Genomic DNA, 18,760 nt, shown 5'->3' with positions numbered 1-18,760 from the left:
GACGAGATGAACCAGTCTTAGCTGGTCATTTCATCTTGCGTTCTGCGATTTGAAAACGAAACGCTTCATCTTGATCGAAGTCGTCGTATTGTTCTTCCATTGACATTGCAAATTCACGCTGCAGAATTGCCAGTCGGCCACGATGGCTTCCTAGATCGTTTGTGCTTCTGTTAAGTGTATCATATCGGGAATAGGTAGCACTGACGCCTCTGCCTTCACCCAGCTTGCGTTCCTTCTCCCTATTTTCTTTCCGTTTTTCTTCGAAATTTAGGAGAAATGTTCGGATCTCGTCTTGATAGAGAGACGTCACACTTCTGACAAACCAGTAATAAACTGGAAACACACCCGCCGAACCGAGCAATGTATCGTTTGGAATGAACACTTCCGACATCTCGTCGAAGGTATCGATAACTCGCCGGGCAGCTAACTCTAATCGTTCTTTGTCGGCATCACTAATTGCTGCGAAGGAGTCTAAGTCTTTCTTTTTCGTGCTTGTCAAACCCTTCTCATATTCAAATAGCAGGACTTTGGCCGCCGCGTTGTGGTCTCCAGCACGTTTTGTACTGAACCGGATCGTCTCCTTGAAGATCGAATGGGTAGTAAGCTCTCTGATCACGTCGGTGACTGGTCCGACCATAGCATTCCGAACTTCCGCACCGGTCAAGGACTTACTTCTATTCAAGCGAACAAACAGATCATTCACCAACCTTTCGTCGTTGGTAAAGACGCTCATAATCGTGAGATTAGCGTTCTCAAACTCTTCTGCGACGTCAGGATATTTTGCGTATAAATCCTTCAGGCTTAGTCCGGCTAAATTTAATTCTGGGTTCTCTCTCCAAACAAAATCTTTCGCCAATACAAGTTGATTGTCGAAAAAATCAAAGACTGCCTCGAGACGCTGTTTTCCATCAATAATCGCGTAAGGCAGTCGGCTGGCGTTCAAATCAGACTCGCCAAATTGAAAATCGGCCAAATAAAGCTTTGGAATATCAAATCCATTCAAGATCGAGTCGATGAGGTACGCTTTATCTTGGTCGGACCAAAGTCGCCCCTTCCGCTGATATGGCGGATCGAAGTCGATTTTTTCCCGCCTTGAATTCCACCATTTGAGCGTGCGCGTTTGGTGTTGGTCAATTTTGAGAACGCTACTCATAGATATCCGAACTTTCGCCTTATCTCTAATGCTAGGCCTTGAAGATCAGGGTATATCACGCTTTCGGTGATTCCTTTCTGAAAAAGTGAATTCAGAAAGGCATCGACCCGATCCTTTCTAATGATCGCTTTGCGAAGGACATCATCGGCAAATGCGTCGCTTTTGCTGACATCCTCCATCGACTTCAAACCCTTGCCAAATAGCGCAAAGACGCCTCTCTGCGCTACGATTCTCGCAGAATTGTGGGTACCGTGAAGCATTACCGGCATCGTCCAACGGTGATCGTGTTTCACGCTCGGTTCGTAGCTCTTTACCTCTTCGCACTGTTCATCAAGAATACCACCTTGATAACTGATGTGGCTCAGCGCACCCCGATTCCAACCGATCGGATCGCACATCCAAACCGCCACATCTTTCTTTGGGACACCAGCATTTGTGCGCTCAACATTTGAAAGCGCAAAATATAACGCGACGAAGGGACTCTCTGACCAATCCAAAAGTCTCGTAGGAATGCCATAATGCTGCATAAAGAACAGCGTTCGCCAAGACGTCGGGAAGTCTTTTTCGACAAACGGAGGGGATCGCTGCGAAAATGCCGAGAAAATAGCACTTTCTAGTTCGACAACTTCTTTTTCGGTGGGCTTCTTAGTGAGCCGGATAATCGATGGGGTAAGGTCATGAGCGACATTGTTTACGCCGCGATACCACACGACTTCACGCTCAGCTTGATAGGCTTCGACAGAAGTCAAAAGCTCACTGAGGCTCTCCGGTTCATCGGCTTGAATTTTTGGCAATCCACTCCCCCGCATTTTCTCATACTATAAAAGACCTTAGTTGCCTTCGCTTATGGGTTGCAAGCGAAAGCCGCGAAGAATTTGATTGAAATAATAAGTCCATTATTTGCACTGGGCTCATGTAGGAGGGTAAAAATGTACCACTTCGCCAGCAGTCGGCGGAGAAAAGCGGCGCGGGTGGCGGTGGCGGCTCTTTGAGTGGCTCACTCCCGACCCCTCCCGCTTGCGGGAGGGGAGTGAGACTTGCCAGCTTGCTGGCTTAGTCGCAGCGGGGTGGGCATGCTTCGCGTTGTCAAAAGTAGCTGGACCCCCGCCTTCGCGGGGGTGGCGACTATGCTTTGACCGCGACAACCTCCGTTCGTCCTGAGCTTGTTGGACTCGTAGAGGGCCAGAGGCCAACGGCGTTGGCGCTGTCGCCCTTCGACAAGCTCAGGACGAATGGACGAGGGGACTGATTTCCCCTTTCCTACAGCCCCAGCACTGTGCCTCCCTGCGCGGTTCACACGAACCCATGCGAGGACGCACCGAATGAATTCTCTGACCACTATCGACGCTGCACAGGCCCACCCCGCTGCGACTAGCTTCGCTGAAGGCTCAGCAAGTCTCGCTCCCCTCCCGCAGACGGGAGGGGTTGGGGGTGGGCAAGCTGCCGGAGAACACACCCCCACCTTCGGCAATACCGAAGCTCTCACCCCCGTGCGGATGGCGTTGTTTCTCAAGTCCATGCAGGTGATGGGCAATGTCTCCATCGCGTGCAAGCGGGCGGGGGTTGCTCGGCAGACGGCCTATCGCGCGCGGCGGCGGTATGCGGGGTTTGCGCGCGCCTGGGATGCGGCGCTGCTCGCGGCGCGGGTGGTGGCGGAGACGGAGCTGGCGGATCGCGCCATCAACGGGGTGGAGGAGAGCGTCTATTACCATGGCGAGGAGGTGGGGATGCGGCGGCGCTATTCGGACAGGCTGCTGCTCGCCCATCTCGCGCGGCTCGACCGGATGGCGCAGGATGCCGAACTGGTCGCGGCGGCGGAGCTGCTGGATGACCAGATCGAGGCGCTGGAGCGGGGGGAGGACATCAGGTCTCTGGATGCGTCACTCGCCGCGGATGGTTTAATCGCCCTTCGACAAGCTCAGGACGAACGGATTGGGGGCGCTCAGGCTGGGCCGAAAGAGGGAGCCGGGAATTGTGATCAGGACACTGTCACACCTGTCACACCCCCCACTGATCCGTGCCCCGATTGCGGGGGCTATTGCGTGGATGCGGAGGAGGATGATGCGGTGGTTCTCACCGATCGGGACTGCATGTGGCAGGGGCACCGGCTCGACCGGATGGCGCGGGCGCGGCCGGAGGGTGCTCCGTCAGTCGACGCGCTGGCGGGCGGCGATTTCGACGGCAAGTGCATGATCGAGGTGCTGCAGCTCTGCGCCTTCGAGGCGGAGCTGGCGGAGTGGTGGCTGATCGACAGCGAGGAGGCGCTGGAGGCGGGCTTTGCGGCGGTCGATGGAGCGAGCGATGGGAGCGGCGGGGGTGCCGAGGGAGGGGAGGGCGGAGGGTCTTCCCCCGACTCGCGCGCAGGCGTAGGGTGATGCCCATTCGGTCCGCACAGACCGGGCAAACCGGCGCAGCGGACCTCTGAAGGAGAGGGACTATGCTTCGTTACGCGCCAGTCGCGCTTGCACTCGCCATCGCCGGAACCGCCGCGCCAGCCTTTGCGCAAGACAGTGAGTTCGTCGGTATCGCCATGTTCGGGGAGTATGTCCCGCAGGGGGAGGGTGAGGAGGACGCGCTCGGCGACTTCGACGGGGAGTTCGACATGGCTGGCGGGCAGATCTGCTACTACCTCGATCTCGACGGAGTGACGGGTGCCACGGGCCTCGCCATCCACAGCGGAGAGCGCGGGGAGAACGGCCCGATGGTGGCGCGGCTGCGCTTGCCCGCCGATCCGCTGGAGGAGGAATGCGTGGCGGTGGAAGCCGATGTGCAGCGCGCCATACTGGCAGACCGGGAGGGGCACTACATGGTCGTCACCGCACCCATGCGAGACAATGGCGCGATACGCGGGCAGCTGATCGACTGACTGCCGGCGGCCTTGAGTGAGGGCCTGGAGGCGGTCTTGTGAAATGGGGCCGCGGCCCCCTTGCGATGAGCGATGTGTGCGGCTTATGACAGGCGCGACATTGCCAAGCGGAGGGGACTACCGGACATGGCCACCACAGCAAAAGCCGCCTCGGGCACGAAGGCGCGCGACTTCACCGTCAAACCGCTCTTCGCAGAGCCCTACTTCGTGACCAACATCAAGGATGCGATCACGCCGAAGCAGGTCGAGTACCTCAAGGGCATCACGATGATCGAGAACCAGGTGAACCACATCTCGGAAGAGCTGTACCTGTTCGACCGGCCCGAGATGAAGAGCATCAAGAAGGCGGTGGACGAGGCGCTTGCGACCTATGCCCGCGAAGTCATGGGGATCGCCCACAAGCTGGAAGTGACGCAGAGCTGGACGCTGATGAACCCGCCCGGTGTCGGGATGCACGGGCACACGCATTCGAACTCGATCGTGTCAGGCTCGCTCTATTACGCGCCGATGCCCGATCCGCCGGGCAACATGGTGTTCGAAAGGCACAACCACTATCGCCAGCTGGATCTCGCGGTGCAGGCGGAGAAGACCAACATCTACAACGCGCCGCGCAATGCTATCGTGCCGAAAGAGGGTGACCTGGTGCTCTTCAGCAGCGCGGTGCACCACTATGTCGAGCAGAACACCTCGAACCGGAACCGTCACTCGATCGCCTTCAACACCTTCGTGCGCGGGACGATCGGCAGCTTCCGTGATGTGAGTGAGTTGACGCTCTAACGAGCGATTAGTCGAGCAGCTCGAGTTCGACGCGCGCATGGCCGCGGCTGATCATGCCGATCTCGCTCGCGGCGGCGCGGGACAGGTCGATCGTGCGACCGCCCACAAAGGGCCCGCGATCATTGATGCGCACGATGACCGACTGGCCATTGCGCGGATTGGTAACGCGCACCCGGCTGCCGAAAGGCAAGGTGCGATGCGCAGCGGTGTAGGCGTTCATGTCGAAGCGCTCTCCACTCGCCGTAGGACGACCGTGAAAGCGGCGTCCGTAATAGCTGGCGACCCCATCGCCGAGCGAGGTGGCGGCCGGTGCTGCGGGCACAATTGTCGTGATGTCGACGGCGCCGTCAACGAGCTCGGGTTCGACCGGCTCGTCGAAAGGCGCGAAGACCGCTTCGAGTGCAGGTTCTTCGTTGCGGACGAAAGATGGGGCAGAAGGCGCCTCGATCGCGCTCTCGGCAGCCATATTGGCGCGCTCTTGCGCCAGGCCCGAAGCCGAGGTGCCGAGCATCGCAAATATCGTCAGCGCGATGGCTGAACGCGGCAAGATGCGCGAGAGTTTGCCTCCAGTCATGGCGGCGCAGATAGCGAAACTCGCGCGCAATTGACAGTTTCGGGCGGGTTAACGGGCGCAAATCGGCCCCAATCCACCGCCAAACGCCCTGCAACTGCGACGAACGGAGTCCTTTTGCGCCGGCAAAACTAGGCCAGAGCGCCTGTTTGCGAGCGAAATTGGCAGCGCTTGCAGAGGAAGGATCCTGTAGGACAGCGAAAATTCGGGTAGCGCAAAAGAGAAATGGGGCCGGCATTGCTGCCGACCCCACTCTCACCGGCGTGTGGACCCCCGAAGGGATACTTGGCGCCTGGCGTGTCTTCTTCCGCTCCACTGCACAAAGTGCCGCTTCGCTTCCGAATATGTCGCCCGGCGCTCGCGCCGGTGCCGGAGCTCGGTTTTCCACTTGGCGAGCCTCACAAGGAGTCTCAGCCGCGCTTTCCACCGTTCCGAGGCCGACATTGTGATCTGGTGTCTCAGGCGGTTCCTTCGTGCACCGAAGTGCCCTTCCAGAACCTCGACACCGGATTTCTCCTCCGGCCTATCCAATGATTGCTTCTCTCGGTGTCAACAGTCCGGTTGGTGTCCAATCTCACGAATGAGACCTTCCATCTTCCTTTCCTCTTCCGCGACAAGCTAATCATCGCGTCGAAGCTTTCCGCTTTCCCCTGTATCCGAACCGGCAGGCGGTTCTTCGTGGCGGTCTGTTTCCGTCTTCGATGTTTGGAGAATGCGCGCGGCAGCCGAGTCGGGCAAGGGCGCGAGCGTCGACTTATCCACTTTTGGCAGGAATGCCAGTGGACAAGGGTGGATAAGTCAACGGCTCGGCGTTTCTGGCGAAACTATCCCCGTTTTTGCGACGAATTGCGGTTCGAAGTGACTCAAAAGACTCATATTTGACGCGCAGGCGCGACTCGATTCTCAGCGATCGCGCCTATGGTCTCTTTGGGCGAGCAGCCGCAAACGCAGGGCGTTCAGCTTGATGAAGCCCGCTGCATCGGCCTGATCGTATGCGCCGGCATCGTCCTCAAACGTGACATGCGCTTCCGAATAGAGCGAGTTGGGTGACTTGCGCCCCACCACCATCGCATTGCCCTTGTACAGCTTCAGCCGGACGGTGCCGTTCACCTTCTCTTGGCTCAGGTCGATAGCCGCCTGCAGCATCTCGCGCTCCGGCGCGAACCAGAAGCCGTTGTATATGAGCTCCGCATATTTCGGCATCAGCTCATCCTTCAGGTGAGCAGCGCCGCGATCGAGTGTGATCTGTTCTATACCGCGATGGGCGCGGGCGTAGATTTCGCCGCCCGGCGTTTCATACATGCCGCGGCTCTTCATGCCGACGAAGCGGTTTTCGACCAGATCGAGGCGGCCTATGCCGTGCCTGCGGCCCAGATCGTTGAGTGCGGTCAGCAGGGTCGCGGGGCTCATCGCTTCGCCATTCAGCGCCACGCCATCGCCCTTTTCAAAGTCGATCGTGATGTATTCGGGCGTATCGGGCGCATCTTCCGGGTGGTCGGTGCGCGAATAGACATAGTCGGGCGTCTCTTCCCACGGGTCTTCCAGCACTTTGCCTTCGGAAGAGGTGTGGAGGAGGTTCGCATCGGTGGAGAACGGGCTCTCGCCGCGCTTGTCCTTGGGCACCTGAATCTGGTGCTTTTCGGCCCAGTCGATCAGGGCGGTCCGGCTGGTGAGGTCCCATTCGCGCCACGGGGCGATGACGGTAATGTCTGGATCGAGCGCATAGGCGGAGAGTTCAAAACGTACCTGATCATTGCCTTTGCCGGTCGCGCCATGGGCGATGGCATCGGCACCGGTTTCATGCGCAATCTCGACAAGGCGCTTGGAAATCAGCGGGCGAGCGATGCTGGTGCCGAGCAGGTAATCGCCTTCATATCGCGCATTGGCGCGCATCATCGGGAAAACGAAATCGCGCACGAATTCCTCGCGCAGGTCCTCGATATAAATGTGCTCGTCCGGAATACCCATCGCCTGTGCCTTGGCGCGCGCAGGTTCGATTTCCTCACCCTGGCCAAGATCGGCGGTGAAGGTGACCACCTCGAGCCCGCGCTCCTTCATCAGCCACTTGGCGATGACGCTAGTATCGAGGCCGCCCGAATAGGCGAGGACAACACGTTTCATCTCGGACATTCGCATTCTTCTCCGTCAGTCGGGGGCGCAGTTACCAGCGGCGGCAGCGGGGCGCAATGTGAATGCGTATGCCCCGGCGATGGATTTGCTTTTGCGATACCTATATCGGGATTTGGGACATGGTCGGGAGAATGCAGTCGTGAGCATATGGGCAAAGGCGAGGAGCCTTGCAGAGAAAGCTCCGCCGGAACGCAATCGCTACGTCGATTTCCTGCGCGCCTTTTCCATCCTGGCTGTTGTTATCGGCCACTGGCTGGTCGCCGCACCATACATAGATGCCAGCGGCGAAGTGGTGGGCGGGCACCTGCTCGGCATTTTGCCGTGGAGCCAGTGGCTCACATGGGGTTTCCAAGTGATGCCGCTGTTCTTCCTTGTCGGCGGCTTTTCCAACGGCGTCAGCTGGGCCGCGCAAAAGCGCGACGGAAAACCCTATTCCGCATGGTTCGCAAGCCGCATCCAGCGTTTGATCAACCCGGTCTTCCCCGTCCTGCTATTCTGGGCCGCGCTGACTTTTGTCGGCACGCAGGCAGGCCTGGACCGCGATGTGGTAAACATGGCAGCGCAGCTTGCGCTTATCCCGGTCTGGTTTCTTGCCGTCTACCTGTTCATCACCGCGCTGACGCCGATCGCGCATGCCGCATGGCAACGCTTTGGCTGGGGTAGTATCGCAGCGCTGGTGCTGGCGGCAGTAGCGGTCGATATTGCCCGGATCGGCTACGCGGTAGCATTCATCGGTTGGGCCAATTTCGCTTTCGTGTGGCTTGCGGTGCACCAGCTCGGCTTTGCCTGGGGTAACGGCGAGCTCAATCGCGGCAATCGCCCATGGCTGTTTCTCGCCACTTGGCTATCGGTACTGATCGCGCTTGTGACAGCGCTGCCTTATCCCATCGCCATGATCGGTGTGCCCGGCGCGGACCTTTCGAATTCGATGCCGCCGACGCTGGCCTTGCTCTCGCTCGGTTTCGCGCAAGCGGGGCTGGCGCTGGGCCTGGAGAAAGCCGGCCGGCGGATGCTCGATAATATCCAGATATGGACCGGCGTTGTGCTGATGAACGGTATGATCATGACCGTTTACTTGTGGCACCTCACCGCCTTTGTGGCCGTTCTGGTGGCCGCGTGGCTGCTGGGCGGGATAGGACTGGATGCCTATCCCGGCACTGGCGAGTGGTGGTTGGCGCGCCCCGTCTGGTTTGCGCTTTATATCGCCACGCTACTGCCGCTGATCGCCATCTTCGCGCGGTATGAGCGTGGTTCTGCGCTCGACGGCAAGCCACTGCCGCATTGGCAATTGGTATTGGGACTTGTCCTGATCTCGCTCGGCCTGGCCATGACGGCAGCGATCAGCATCGCCAGTCCGGAAGGGGTCAGCGGGGTCCGGCTCTGGGTCGTCGCGCTGCCTCTCGTGGGCGCGGCGCTGGTCGGTTTTGGTCCGGTGGCAAAGTGGCTGCGCAGCTAAACTGCGATCAGGGTACTTCGCTCGCGCCCAGCTGCGGATTGCGGCGGGTGATGTAATTGAGCCAGGCTTTGGGACGGCGCAAATAGTCTTCGGGCACATCGGCGCGGAGCCCAACCAGCTGCGCCATGCGGGCGACGAAATGGATGCAATTGTTCTCGTCCAGATCGTAGTAATCGCCCGGATAATCCCGCCAGGCGATGACTTCGGCGCGCAGGCGGCGGTATTGTGCGTCCGTCACCGTCACGGAGAAATGGCGGTTGGTGTTCTCGATCGTGCTCTGCGTTTCGGAGAGGATCATGTGCTCGGCAGGGCCGGAAGTGATCGCCTCTGCACTGCTGCGCGCGGAGAAACCGTAATTCTCATTCACACGCGTGCCGTTCGACAGCGTGCCTTCAAAGACCACGAATGTGTGCGGATAGCGGCCCCACAGCACGCTGCCGTTGAAGCTGTGGAAGTGCACATTCACCTGCGCCAGCGCTGGCGTGGCAACACCAAGTGCAGCGAGCGCCAGCAGGATCGCGGCGAGGATCCGGGTCATCAATTTGCGAAGCGGATTTATGGTCATGTTGGCTCTTCGGCTTTCTGGTCGGCAGACGAAACGTCTTTGAGAAGTCCGGGGAAATACAGCGCAAGTCCCCCTGCGCGCAACAGGTAGCTTGCAGAAATTGCGATCCAAACACCCAGATTGCCGTTGGGCCGCAACGCGTAATCGAGCGCGATGTACAGAATGGTGGAGGCGACACCCGCATTGCGCAGCGCCCGGCCGCGCGTTGTGCCGATGAAAATGCCGTCCAGCATCCAGCTCGGCATGCCTAGGAGGGGGACCAGCGCGGCCAATGGCAGGAAACGGCGTGCCTCTTCGCGCACGGCAGCATCGGTGGTGAGCAGGTCGATCACCGCGCCGCCGGCAAAGTAGAACAGGGCGGTAAAGGCGAGGCCGCTCAGCAGGGCGAATTCTCCGGTCAGCCGGATGGATTTGAGGAAGCGCGAGCGGTCCCTTGCGCCGTAGGCTTGTCCGACGCGCTCTTCCGCGGTGAAGGCGAAAGCGTCGAGCACGAAAGCGGCGACATTGATGAATTGCAGCAGCACATGATTGGCGGCGAGCGCCTCTGCCCCGATCCGCGCCCCCGCATTGGCGAACCAGGTGAACAGGATGAGCAGCGCAATGGTGCGGATCATGATGTCGCGATTGACCGCGAAGAGTTGGAGTAATCGCTCACGGTCGAGCAGCAGTGGACGCGGTATGGTGCGGGCGAGGCTGAGCACGTTCGTCCCAGCTACCCGGCCCACGATGATGATACCCAGAACCAGCGCGATCCACTCCGCGCAGGCGGTGCCAAGGCCCACGCCATAGGCACCCATCTCGAGCCCCCAGACGAACCATATATCGAGCGCGATATTGGCAAGATTCATGACGATCTGCAGAGCCAGCGCATCGCGTGTCCGGCCAAGCCCAAGCAGCCAGCCATTCATCGCATAGACCGCCAGTGCAGCGGGCGCTCCGTAAAAGCGACCCTGCATGTAATCGCCCGCATCGCCCTGAACTGCGTCCGATCCGGACAGCACAGTAAAGGCCAGCTGGCTGATCGGAATGCTGAGCGCGAGAATCAGCAGCCCCAGCGCAAAACCGATGCCGAGCGACCGCAAAAGCAGCGCCTCGACCTCGCGGCGGTCATCCGAACCATTGGCCTGCGCGGTGAGGCCCGTCATGCCCATGCGCAGGAAGCCGAACGTCCAGAACACAAGGTTGATAATCGTCGCCCCAAGCGCGACGCCAGCAAGCGCCACAGCATCGCCGGTGCGCCCGATCACAGCCGTATCGACAATGCCGACCAGCGGTACAGACGCCTGCCCCAGCATGATCGGCCACGACTGCGCGAAGACAGATGCGCGGGTGAGGGGGCGGGTGGAGTTCATGATAGAGTGCGGAAGCCCACCCCGCTGCGACTAAGCCTCACCTCTGGTTCGGCAAGTCTCGCTCCCCTCCCGCATGCGGGAGGGGCTGGGGGTGGGCCTACTCCGCCGCTTCCTTTAACGCCGGGTCGAGGTGCCATGCGGGCGGTTCTTCAAGTCCGCGCAGGCGCTCCGATTCTTCGTACATGTAGTCGCGCGTCATCGGGATGGCGTCGCGCTCCTTCACGTAGAGGATCTGCCAGTTCACCATCTTGCCGTTGCGGAAGCTTTGCTCGGCGCCCGCGAGGTAGAACAGCCACATGCGGTAGAAGACCTCGTCATACATCTCGATGATCTCATCCTTGTGCATGACGGTGCGGTTGTACCATTCTTCCAGCGTGTGGCAGTAGTGGAAGCGCATCGCCTCCACATCCATCACCTGCCATCCGAATTTCTCGGACTGGGTGACCAGTTCCGACAGGGCAGGAATATAGCCGCCGGGGAAGATGTAACGGCGGGTCCAGGCATCGGTGAAACCCGGGCCGCCTGCGCGGCCGCAGCAATGGCTGAACATTACGCCGTCCTTCTTCAGCAGCCGGTGCGTGTGTTCATAAAATTGCGGGTAGTGCGGCGTGCCGACATGTTCCAGCAGGCCGACGCTGGTGATGCGATCGAATTTGCCCTCGACATCGCGGTAATCCATCAGCGCGAACTTTACCTTGTCCTCGACACCGGCTTCCTTCGCGCGCTCCTTGCAGAAGGCGATCTGGTCCGGTGCGAGGGCAACGCCCAGCACTTCGCAGCCATAGGTGCGGTGCAGGTACAGCGCGAGGCCGCCCCAGCCGCAGCCGATGTCCAGCACTTTCATGCTGGGGCCGTTTTCCTTGGTGATGTTGAGCTTGGCGGCAATGTGCGCCTTTTTGTCGAGCTGTGCCTTTTCCAGGCTGTTATCCAGATCGCGGTGATAGCCCATGGTGTATTGGCGATCCTCATCGAGGAACAGCTCGTAAAGGCGCCGTGTCAGGTTATAGGTGTGCTCTGCATTCTTGCGCGCCTTACCCTTGAGATTGACGCTGTCGATCTTGGCGATGCTTTTCTGGATCGCGGTGCGGATCGGCCCCTTAGGCTTCAGCGGAGCATCGCCCAGCTTCTTCGCATTCTCCGTCACATACAGGATCATGTCGCGGATATCGTGCGGCTCTTCGACGACGAGCCAGCCCCACATAAATGCTTCACCAGCGCCGCACTGCGGATAGCGCGCGATGTGATTGGCAGCCTTCTTGTTCGTCAGGCGAACCTTGACCGGGCCGCGGTCCATGCCGTGGACGCCTTCTTCAACGCCAGGGCCATATTCATAAACCTTACCGTCATGGTCCGTGATGACCATCTTGCCGCGTTTGATCGCTTTTTGCAGAAATTTGTCGAGCAGCCACATAGGCTCAAAGTCCCCCGAAAGAATTTGTTTTGATCAAACGCGGGTTTGCGAGGCGTTTTGCGCAGAGTCAATTGTCAGCTATCCTTAGTTGTGGGCTGCGGAAGGAGCGAGGGCATGGCGGATAACAAAACGAAACCGACCGAGGTCGAGGTTACGGATTTCATCGACAGTGTGGACCATGCGGGCAAGCGCGAGGATGCGAAGGTGCTCGATGCGCTATTTCGCCGGGTAACCGGGGAAGCGCCGCAGATGTGGGGGCCGAGCATGATCGGCTATGGCACCTATCACTACAAATATGACAGCGGGCGCGAGGGCGATTTCCTGCGCACAGGCTTCAGTCCTCGCAAGGCCAAGCATTCGATCTATCTGATGGGCGGCTATTGCGAGGATGTGACGGCCAAGCGCAATGAGGAATTGCTGGCGAAGCTGGGCAAGCATTCACGCGGCAAAAGCTGCCTATACATCAACAAGCTGGCCGATGTTGATCTGGACGTGCTCGAAGAACTGGTCCGGGTGAATTGGGATGCGATGAACCGGGTCTATCCGCCCGCCTGATCAAATTCCGGCATACCATTGATAGCCGCGATCTTCCCAATAGCCGCCGTATCCTCCGCCGATATCGTCGAGCGATGCGACCGCTTCGATCCCGGTCAGGTATTTGGCGTGTTTGTAGCCGAGCTGTCGTTCAAGTCGCAGACGTAGAGGCGCGCCATTGCGAACGGGCAGTGCTTCGCCATTGAGCTGGTGAGCGATGATCGTTTGCGGATGATAGGCATCATCCATGTCGCAGCTTTCGTAATAGTCCCTGCCCGATATACTATCCGCGCAGCGAAACACGATGAAACGCGCTTCCTCGGTCGGCTGCGCTGCCTCGAGGATCGCGGAGAGCTGCGGCCCGGTCCATTCGCCGATTGCGCTCCAGCCTTCCACGCAATCGTGCCGGGTTATTTGCGTTCGCTGCGGGAGGGCACGGATGTCCTCCATCGACAGGCTCATGGGATTGGCGACGAGACCACCAACCGCGAGTTGCCAATTGGCAAAGCCTTCCGCCTCTGCCGCGCGATATTCATCCGTATCGACCGTTTGTGAACCATTGCCCCGGAAGAAGGGTGACACATCGGCGCGGCTGTACTCGGGAGCCATCGTGATGCGCCCGCCGCCCAGCGCGCGGTGGAGGCCGCGATGCCAGTTCTCGGCACCGTCGACGAGTTTTTCAAACAGGGCGGTGTCGCCGATCTTCGAGCAACCGGCGAGAAAAGCCGAACCTGCTGCGACAAGGAAATTACGGCGTCTCATGCTGGCTCTCCTGTCTCTTCACGGCCACCGGTGATCATCATCCTGATGTGCTTCACCGGCCCTGCGGCGAGCACCAGCAGGATGTGCATCACGAGAAATCCGGCGAGCAGCCAGGCGGCGATAAAATGCAGCGAGCGGGCGCTCTGACGGCCGCCGAACAGTTCCGTCATCCATGGCCATGCAGCCTCCATGCCGGGGCTCATCACCATGCCGGTAAAAATCATCAGCGGGATCAGTATCAGGATGACTGAAGCGTAAGCGATCTTTTGCAGGATGTTGTACTTGCCTTCGCCATGCTCGAAATTGAAGCGAGCGTGCTGCGTGATATCGGCCCAGATATTGGCCGGCTTCCATTCCTTCGCGCGAGCGAAAATGTCCCGCTTGAGATGGCCATTCACCAGCGCCGCAATCATGAAGGCGAGCAGACCAAAGGCAAAAACCAGCGAGAAAAGCACATGCCAGTCCCGCGCGGCGGCAAGGCTGTAATAGTCGGGGATGGTCATCCAGCCGGGGAAACGCGGCACTTCCAGCCAGGCATGCTCAGGCGCGAAGCCCCAGTCGCCCCAATATAGTCGCCTATGTCCGTTGGAGATGTTGAGCCCGCTCATGAACAGGATGATGACGCTGACCGCATTCACCCAGTGCCAGATGCGCGTGCTAAGCGCGTGGCGTTTCCTGACCTTGCTCATTGTGAAGCTCCCTCCCGCTCCAGATAAATGACGTCGCGATCCTGATCGAGCAGGTGCTGCCCGGAATCTACAAAGATGGATTGCCCGCTCGCCAGCGGTCCCTCGGCAAGGAACAGCGCGGCATCGGCGATTTCGCTCGCATGCGTGCGCCGCTTCAGCAGATTGAGCGTGTGGGAGCGTTCCGCTTCCTCTTCGCTTTGATCGTGGCTCGGCAGGATTGCGCCGGGCGCAAGAGTGTAGACGCGATCGTCGCCCGAATTCGCCATGGCGAGCATCTTGGCCGCCACATCACTCGCAGCCTTGCTCATCGTGTAGCTGAAGAAATCGGGGTTGAGATTCTCCAGCTTCTGGTCGGTAAATTGGATCACGCGTCGCCCACCAGCACTGCGCGCATTGGCGAGATAGGCTTGCGCCATAAGGGCGGGGCTGACGGCGTTGACGATCATATTGCGATGGTTCGTTACCGGATCCAATCCGGTTACTTCATCGGCTTTGAAAGTTGACGCGTTGTTTATCAGGCAACGCCAATCCGCCTGCGATGCGGCCAGATCGCGGATCATCGCAACCGCGGCATCGGTGTCGGACAGATCGCATTGAACCACTTCGGCGCTCGGCAAATCCGCCGCGAGTTCATCCGCAGCATCGCGCGAAGTGTTGCAGTGGATGATCACATGCCAGCCTGCCTCGGCAAACCGTTCCGTCATGGCTTTTCCAAGCCGTTTTGCGCCGCCGGTGATGAGGACTGATCTGGCTGTCATCGCTTCACACTAGAGCCGTGCGTGGCCCGCGCAAGCCTGCACCTTTGGATCAGCTTTCCGGCACCTTGCTGCGCAAATCTTCCAGCCAGACATCGGCCACCGCGTCGCTGGGGGCGCGCCAGTCGCCGCGCGGGGACAATGCACCACCGGCACTTACTTTGGGGCCGTTGGGTAGGGCGCTGCGCTTGAACTGGCTGAACTGGAAGAAGCGCTTCACGAAGTTTTCCATCCAGTGGCGGATGGTGCCCAAATCGTATTCGTTCTTTCCGGCTTCAGGGAAGTCATGCGGCCACAGGCCAGCTTTGGCATCTTTCCACGCATGCCAGCACAGGAATGCGACATGGCTCGGACTCTGGCCCCAGCGGATGGTGTGATGCAGGAAGAAGTCGTTAAGTTCGTAAGGCCCGATGATGCTTTCGGTCGACTGAATCGATCCGTCTTCGGCAGCAGGTACAAGCTCGGGAGAGATTTCCGTACCGAGCACCTCTTCAAGCACCGCGTCGCATTGCTTGTCGAACTGGTCGGTGCGCGTGCACCAGCGGATGAGATACTGGATGAGCGTCTTGGGTACGCCCGCATTCACGGCATAATGACTCATCTGGTCGCCCACGCCATAGGTGCACCAGCCCAGCGCCAGCTCCGACAGATCGCCAGTCCCGATCACAAAGCCGCCGTGATGATTGGCAAGGCGGAAAAGGTAGTCGGTGCGCAGGCCCGCCTGCACATTCTCGAAAGTCACATCATGCACCGGCTCGCCATCGGCGAAGGGGTGGTTCATGTCTTCGAGCATTTGCCGCGCGGCGGGCTTGATATCGATTTCCTCCGCCGTGGTGCCGAAGACTTCCATCAGCTTCCAGGCGTTCGACTTGGTGCCGTCCGAGGTGGCGAAGCCGGGCATCGTGTAAGCGCGGATGGTGGAACGCGGCAGGCCGAGCATGTCGCATGCCTTGGCCGCCACAATCAGTGCATGGGTGGAATCGAGACCGCCCGATATGCCGATCACCAAAGATTTGGGATTGGTCGCCTTCATCCGCCGCGCGAGGGCATCGACTTGGATATTGAAGGCTTCGTAGCAATCCTCGTCTAGCTTCTCCTGCCTGTTGGGCACGAAAGGGAAGCGGCGGATCGCGCGCTCCAGACCGATATCGCCTTGCCCATATTGGTGATCGAAGCCGACCACGCGGAAACTGTCTTCAGGCCGCCCTGCATCTTCTGCCGCATCGTTGAATGTGCCCATGCGCATGCGCTCATTCAGGATGCGGCGCGTGTCGATATCGGTAACGCACCGCTCAGGCTCCAGCTCGAAACGCACGCTTTCGACCATCAGATCGCCGAGTTCATAGACCATGCCTTGGCCATCCCAGCTGAGGTCCGTCGTGCTCTCGCCAAAGCCGCTGGCGGAATAGGCATAGGCGCAGACCGAGCGGCTGGAAGAGGCGCGGCAGAGCATGTGGCGCTCATCCGATTTGCCGATTGTGATATTGCTGGCAGAGAGGTTGAGCAGGATCGTCGCGCCCGCAAGCGCTGCCATGGTGCCGGGCGGATTGGGGCTCCAGTAATCTTCGCAGATTTCTATCCCGAAGATGAAGCCGGGCAGGTTGGTCGCGGAGAAAATGACATCGGTTCCGAAGGGAATTTCCGCGCCGTTGACGAGAATCCACAGATCGCGGCAATTGTTGCCCCGGGCGAAATAGCGCTTCTCGTAGAATTCGCGGTAGTTCGGGAGGTAGCTCTTGGGCACTGCGCCGAGCACTTCGCCATGCGCGATGACGACCGCGCAATTGTAGATGCGGCCATTGCGGCGCAGCGGCGCACCGATGACCAGTACCGGTGTCATCGTTTCGCTGGCCGCGCGAATGATCTCGATATGCTTCTCGACCGCTTCCAGCATCGCAGCCTGCAAATGAAGATCGTCTATCGCGTAGGAAGACAGGCAGAGCTCCGGATAGAGCAGCAGGTCGACATTCCGATCATGCGCGGCGCGGGCCTGTTCGATGATCCCTTCACAATTGTAGGCAACGTCAGCGGTCCGGCAGCGCGGTGTTGCGGTAGCCACACGGACAAAGCCATGAGCGTGCATGTCGTGAAAGTCGAAAGAGGCTTCGCTCATGTCGGTGTCGCTTTCTGCGTTGTCTTCGGCAGGTTCAAGAAAATCGGCAGGCTCGCATATGCCCAGCTCGGCAAGGCGTTTTTGTGTGGGTTTGCGTGGCACTTTGCCTTTGGCTTCCCAGCCATAGACGGTGCGGCTGGGCCAGGGTTCCGGCTCGCCGTAGCGCTGCCCGAATTCTTCCGCGCTGAGCGGCGGATCATGCGCTTCGCGCCACGCCCGGATTTTCTGGCCTGCCAGATGCATGAGACGGCGAGTATCCGAAAAGGATACTCTCTGCAAGGTCGATGGAATTAGAAACGCAAAACGCCGCCGCTCGGAGGGGGGAGAGCGACGGCGTTGCTTTGGGGGCACTCATATCTTCGCGCAGGAAGGGCGCGCTGTTACATGAGGCCCGTTAGAGGTTAGGAATTAACGGCAGCGTGCTTCACCGCGGTCGATCTCGCGACCCAGCAGGCCACCGAGAGCCGCGCCAAGGATCGTGCCAACGGTGCGGTCGCGCCCACCGTCGATTTCGCGGCCGATGAGGGCGCCACCTGCGGCACCGATGATGAGGCCGGTCGTGCCGTTATCGCGTTCGCAATAGTAACGGCCGTCGCGGCCCTGCCAGACACGGTCACCACGGCGCACACGGCGCGGTTCGTAATAGCGTCCACGGTCGTCATACACCCGGTCCCGGCGCTGGTCGCGGCGGCAGGCGCGGCGATCGCGGCGGCGCTCGTAACGGTCGCACCGGTCGTAGCGGTCGTACCGATCATAACCGGAGTGGTTGTTGTGATAGCCATGTGCCGGGGCCCAAGCAGGCGGGCCACCCTGCGCCATGGCGGGTGTTGCGGGGAGAGCCAGCGCAGTGGCTGCAGCGAGAGCGAGCAATGGTTTCTTCATGGCCTCATTTACCTTTCCGATTCGACACGTGCGGTGTCGGTGAAAAGGATGTATCGTTCAGTAAAACCCAACCGCAGATGAACAGATCGTTGGGATTTCCATTCAGAGACGAAGTGTTTTTCTGCTGCGATCAGTGGTGCTTATGTGCCGTAATCGCAATCCAGTCGCGCACCGTTCCATCGGCCCCTTCGCCCTCCCAGATGCGCTCCTCCGCGATCGTAAAGTCCGCCTCGCGATAGCGTTCCACGATCCATTCGCGATCGGGAAAATTGTGCAACCGACCGAGCAGGCAGCGTCCTTCGCCATCGCCGAGTTTATAGCTCGCATAATGCCATCCGCCGGGCCGCAATGCGCGATGGATACGGCCGAGAATATCGGGGAGCTCGGCGCGTGCGACATGCAGCAGGCAGGCATGCGCCCAGATGGCATCGTACTCGGCCTCGGCTTTGAGTTCATCGAAGCGCATAAGACGCGCACCCACGTCAAATCGCTCGTTGGCTTTGCGAACCATGGCAGCGACACCATCGGTCGCATCGACCTCGAAGCCCAGCTCCAGCATCCGGGCAGCATCCCGCCCGCCTCCGCAACCCAGTTCCAGAATGCGTGCGCCTGGCTCCAACAGGCTGAGGAAGGCGTCGAGATCACGGCTTGGTGCTTGTCCGGGATCCAGAGTGAAACGTGGAGCGGCTTTCTCGTAGAAATCGATGGTCGCGGGATCGGTCATCAATCGGTGAATGCGGTTTC

General features: G+C 59.6%; 18 protein-coding genes. 5 read left to right on the top strand and 13 right to left on the bottom strand.

Translation table 11 applies throughout. The annotated features are described in order from the left end of the window. Positions 1-25: 25 nt before the first annotated feature. Both O2N64_RS14115 and O2N64_RS14110 read right to left on the bottom strand, forming a co-directional pair. Entirely contained in the window at positions 26-1,153 is a 1,128-nt protein-coding gene (locus O2N64_RS14115; RefSeq protein WP_271078212.1) for a DUF262 domain-containing protein, read from the bottom strand. Beyond that, positions 1,150-1,947 (bottom strand): FRG domain-containing protein, encoded by a 798-nt coding sequence (locus O2N64_RS14110; RefSeq protein ID WP_271078211.1) that lies wholly within the window; start codon positions 1,945-1,947, stop codon positions 1,150-1,152. Before O2N64_RS14110 ends, O2N64_RS14115 begins: the two co-directional genes overlap by 4 nt. A 528-nt stretch (positions 1,948-2,475) precedes the next feature. On the opposite strand from O2N64_RS14110, the gene O2N64_RS14105 reads away from it, so the two are divergent. The 3 genes from O2N64_RS14105 to O2N64_RS14095 all read left to right on the top strand — a co-directional run bounded on the left by O2N64_RS14105 (position 2,476) and on the right by O2N64_RS14095 (position 4,796). Continuing rightward, complete coding sequence (locus O2N64_RS14105; RefSeq protein WP_271078210.1) at positions 2,476-3,528, top strand: hypothetical protein; 1,053 nt, start codon at positions 2,476-2,478, stop codon at positions 3,526-3,528. Positions 3,529-3,590: 62 nt separating this feature from the next. Continuing rightward, complete coding sequence (locus O2N64_RS14100; protein ID WP_271078209.1) at positions 3,591-4,019, top strand: CHRD domain-containing protein; 429 nt, start codon at positions 3,591-3,593, stop codon at positions 4,017-4,019. Between the two features lie 126 nt (positions 4,020-4,145). Then, positions 4,146-4,796 (top strand): TIGR02466 family protein, encoded by a 651-nt coding sequence (locus tag O2N64_RS14095; RefSeq protein ID WP_271078208.1) that lies wholly within the window; start codon positions 4,146-4,148, stop codon positions 4,794-4,796. A 7-nt stretch (positions 4,797-4,803) separates the two neighbouring features. On the opposite strand, the gene O2N64_RS14090 is transcribed toward O2N64_RS14095, so the two are convergent. After that, on the bottom strand, positions 4,804-5,370 hold the full coding sequence (locus O2N64_RS14090) for a septal ring lytic transglycosylase RlpA family protein (protein WP_271078207.1): 567 nt from the start codon (positions 5,368-5,370) through the stop codon (positions 4,804-4,806). A 900-nt stretch (positions 5,371-6,270) separates the two neighbouring features. Then, positions 6,271-7,497, bottom strand: a complete 1,227-nt coding sequence (locus O2N64_RS14085) for an argininosuccinate synthase (protein WP_271078206.1) — start codon at positions 7,495-7,497, stop codon at positions 6,271-6,273. Between the two features lie 139 nt (positions 7,498-7,636). Here O2N64_RS14085 and O2N64_RS14080 point away from each other — a divergent pair, with 139 nt between their 5' ends. Further along, the gene (locus O2N64_RS14080; RefSeq protein WP_271078205.1) at positions 7,637-8,953 is read left to right on the top strand and encodes an acyltransferase family protein; all 1,317 of its coding nucleotides are present in this window, start codon (positions 7,637-7,639) and stop codon (positions 8,951-8,953) included. Between the two features lie 7 nt (positions 8,954-8,960). On the opposite strand, the gene O2N64_RS14075 is transcribed toward O2N64_RS14080, so the two are convergent. The 3 genes from O2N64_RS14075 to O2N64_RS14065 all read right to left on the bottom strand — a co-directional run bounded on the left by O2N64_RS14075 (position 8,961) and on the right by O2N64_RS14065 (position 12,281). Then, the gene (locus O2N64_RS14075) at positions 8,961-9,518 is read right to left on the bottom strand and encodes a hypothetical protein (protein WP_271078204.1); all 558 of its coding nucleotides are present in this window, start codon (positions 9,516-9,518) and stop codon (positions 8,961-8,963) included. Beyond that, entirely contained in the window at positions 9,515-10,870 is a 1,356-nt protein-coding gene (locus O2N64_RS14070; RefSeq protein ID WP_271078203.1) for an MATE family efflux transporter, read from the bottom strand. Before O2N64_RS14070 ends, O2N64_RS14075 begins: the two co-directional genes overlap by 4 nt. Before the next feature lie 97 nt (positions 10,871-10,967). Next, positions 10,968-12,281 (bottom strand): SAM-dependent methyltransferase, encoded by a 1,314-nt coding sequence (locus O2N64_RS14065; RefSeq protein ID WP_271078202.1) that lies wholly within the window; start codon positions 12,279-12,281, stop codon positions 10,968-10,970. A 114-nt stretch (positions 12,282-12,395) separates the two neighbouring features. On the opposite strand from O2N64_RS14065, the gene O2N64_RS14060 reads away from it, so the two are divergent. Continuing rightward, positions 12,396-12,836 carry a DUF1801 domain-containing protein gene (locus O2N64_RS14060; RefSeq protein ID WP_271078201.1) on the top strand — a complete coding sequence of 147 codons (441 nt, stop codon included), beginning with the start codon at positions 12,396-12,398 and terminating at the stop codon, positions 12,834-12,836. Here O2N64_RS14060 and O2N64_RS14055 read toward each other — a convergent pair whose 3' ends face one another. From O2N64_RS14055 to O2N64_RS14030, 6 genes are all read right to left on the bottom strand, one after another. Then, positions 12,837-13,577, bottom strand: coding sequence for a molybdopterin-dependent oxidoreductase (locus tag O2N64_RS14055; protein WP_271078200.1), 741 nt, complete (start codon positions 13,575-13,577; stop codon positions 12,837-12,839). Further along, positions 13,574-14,266, bottom strand: coding sequence for a cytochrome b/b6 domain-containing protein (locus O2N64_RS14050; RefSeq protein WP_271078199.1), 693 nt, complete (start codon positions 14,264-14,266; stop codon positions 13,574-13,576). Before O2N64_RS14050 ends, O2N64_RS14055 begins: the two co-directional genes overlap by 4 nt. Continuing rightward, a complete protein-coding gene (locus O2N64_RS14045; RefSeq protein WP_271078198.1) occupies positions 14,263-15,024 on the bottom strand; it encodes an SDR family oxidoreductase in 762 nt (253 codons plus the stop codon). The genes O2N64_RS14050 and O2N64_RS14045 overlap by 4 nt, the downstream gene beginning before the upstream one ends. Before the next feature lie 49 nt (positions 15,025-15,073). Then, on the bottom strand, positions 15,074-17,134 hold the full coding sequence (locus O2N64_RS14040; protein ID WP_271079675.1) for an NAD(+) synthase: 2,061 nt from the start codon (positions 17,132-17,134) through the stop codon (positions 15,074-15,076). A 408-nt stretch (positions 17,135-17,542) separates the two neighbouring features. Then, positions 17,543-18,016: a glycine zipper 2TM domain-containing protein gene (locus O2N64_RS14035; protein ID WP_271078197.1), complete on the bottom strand. Its 474-nt coding sequence runs from the start codon at positions 18,014-18,016 to the stop codon at positions 17,543-17,545. A 130-nt stretch (positions 18,017-18,146) separates the two neighbouring features. Next, positions 18,147-18,740 carry a class I SAM-dependent methyltransferase gene (locus O2N64_RS14030; protein ID WP_271078196.1) on the bottom strand — a complete coding sequence of 198 codons (594 nt, stop codon included), beginning with the start codon at positions 18,738-18,740 and terminating at the stop codon, positions 18,147-18,149. Positions 18,741-18,760: the final 20 nt, after the last annotated feature.

This window comes from Aurantiacibacter sp. MUD61 (assembly GCF_027912455.1).
Lineage (GTDB): Bacteria > Pseudomonadota > Alphaproteobacteria > Sphingomonadales > Sphingomonadaceae > Alteraurantiacibacter.
This window is presented reverse-complemented; position numbering and strand designations above follow the sequence as displayed.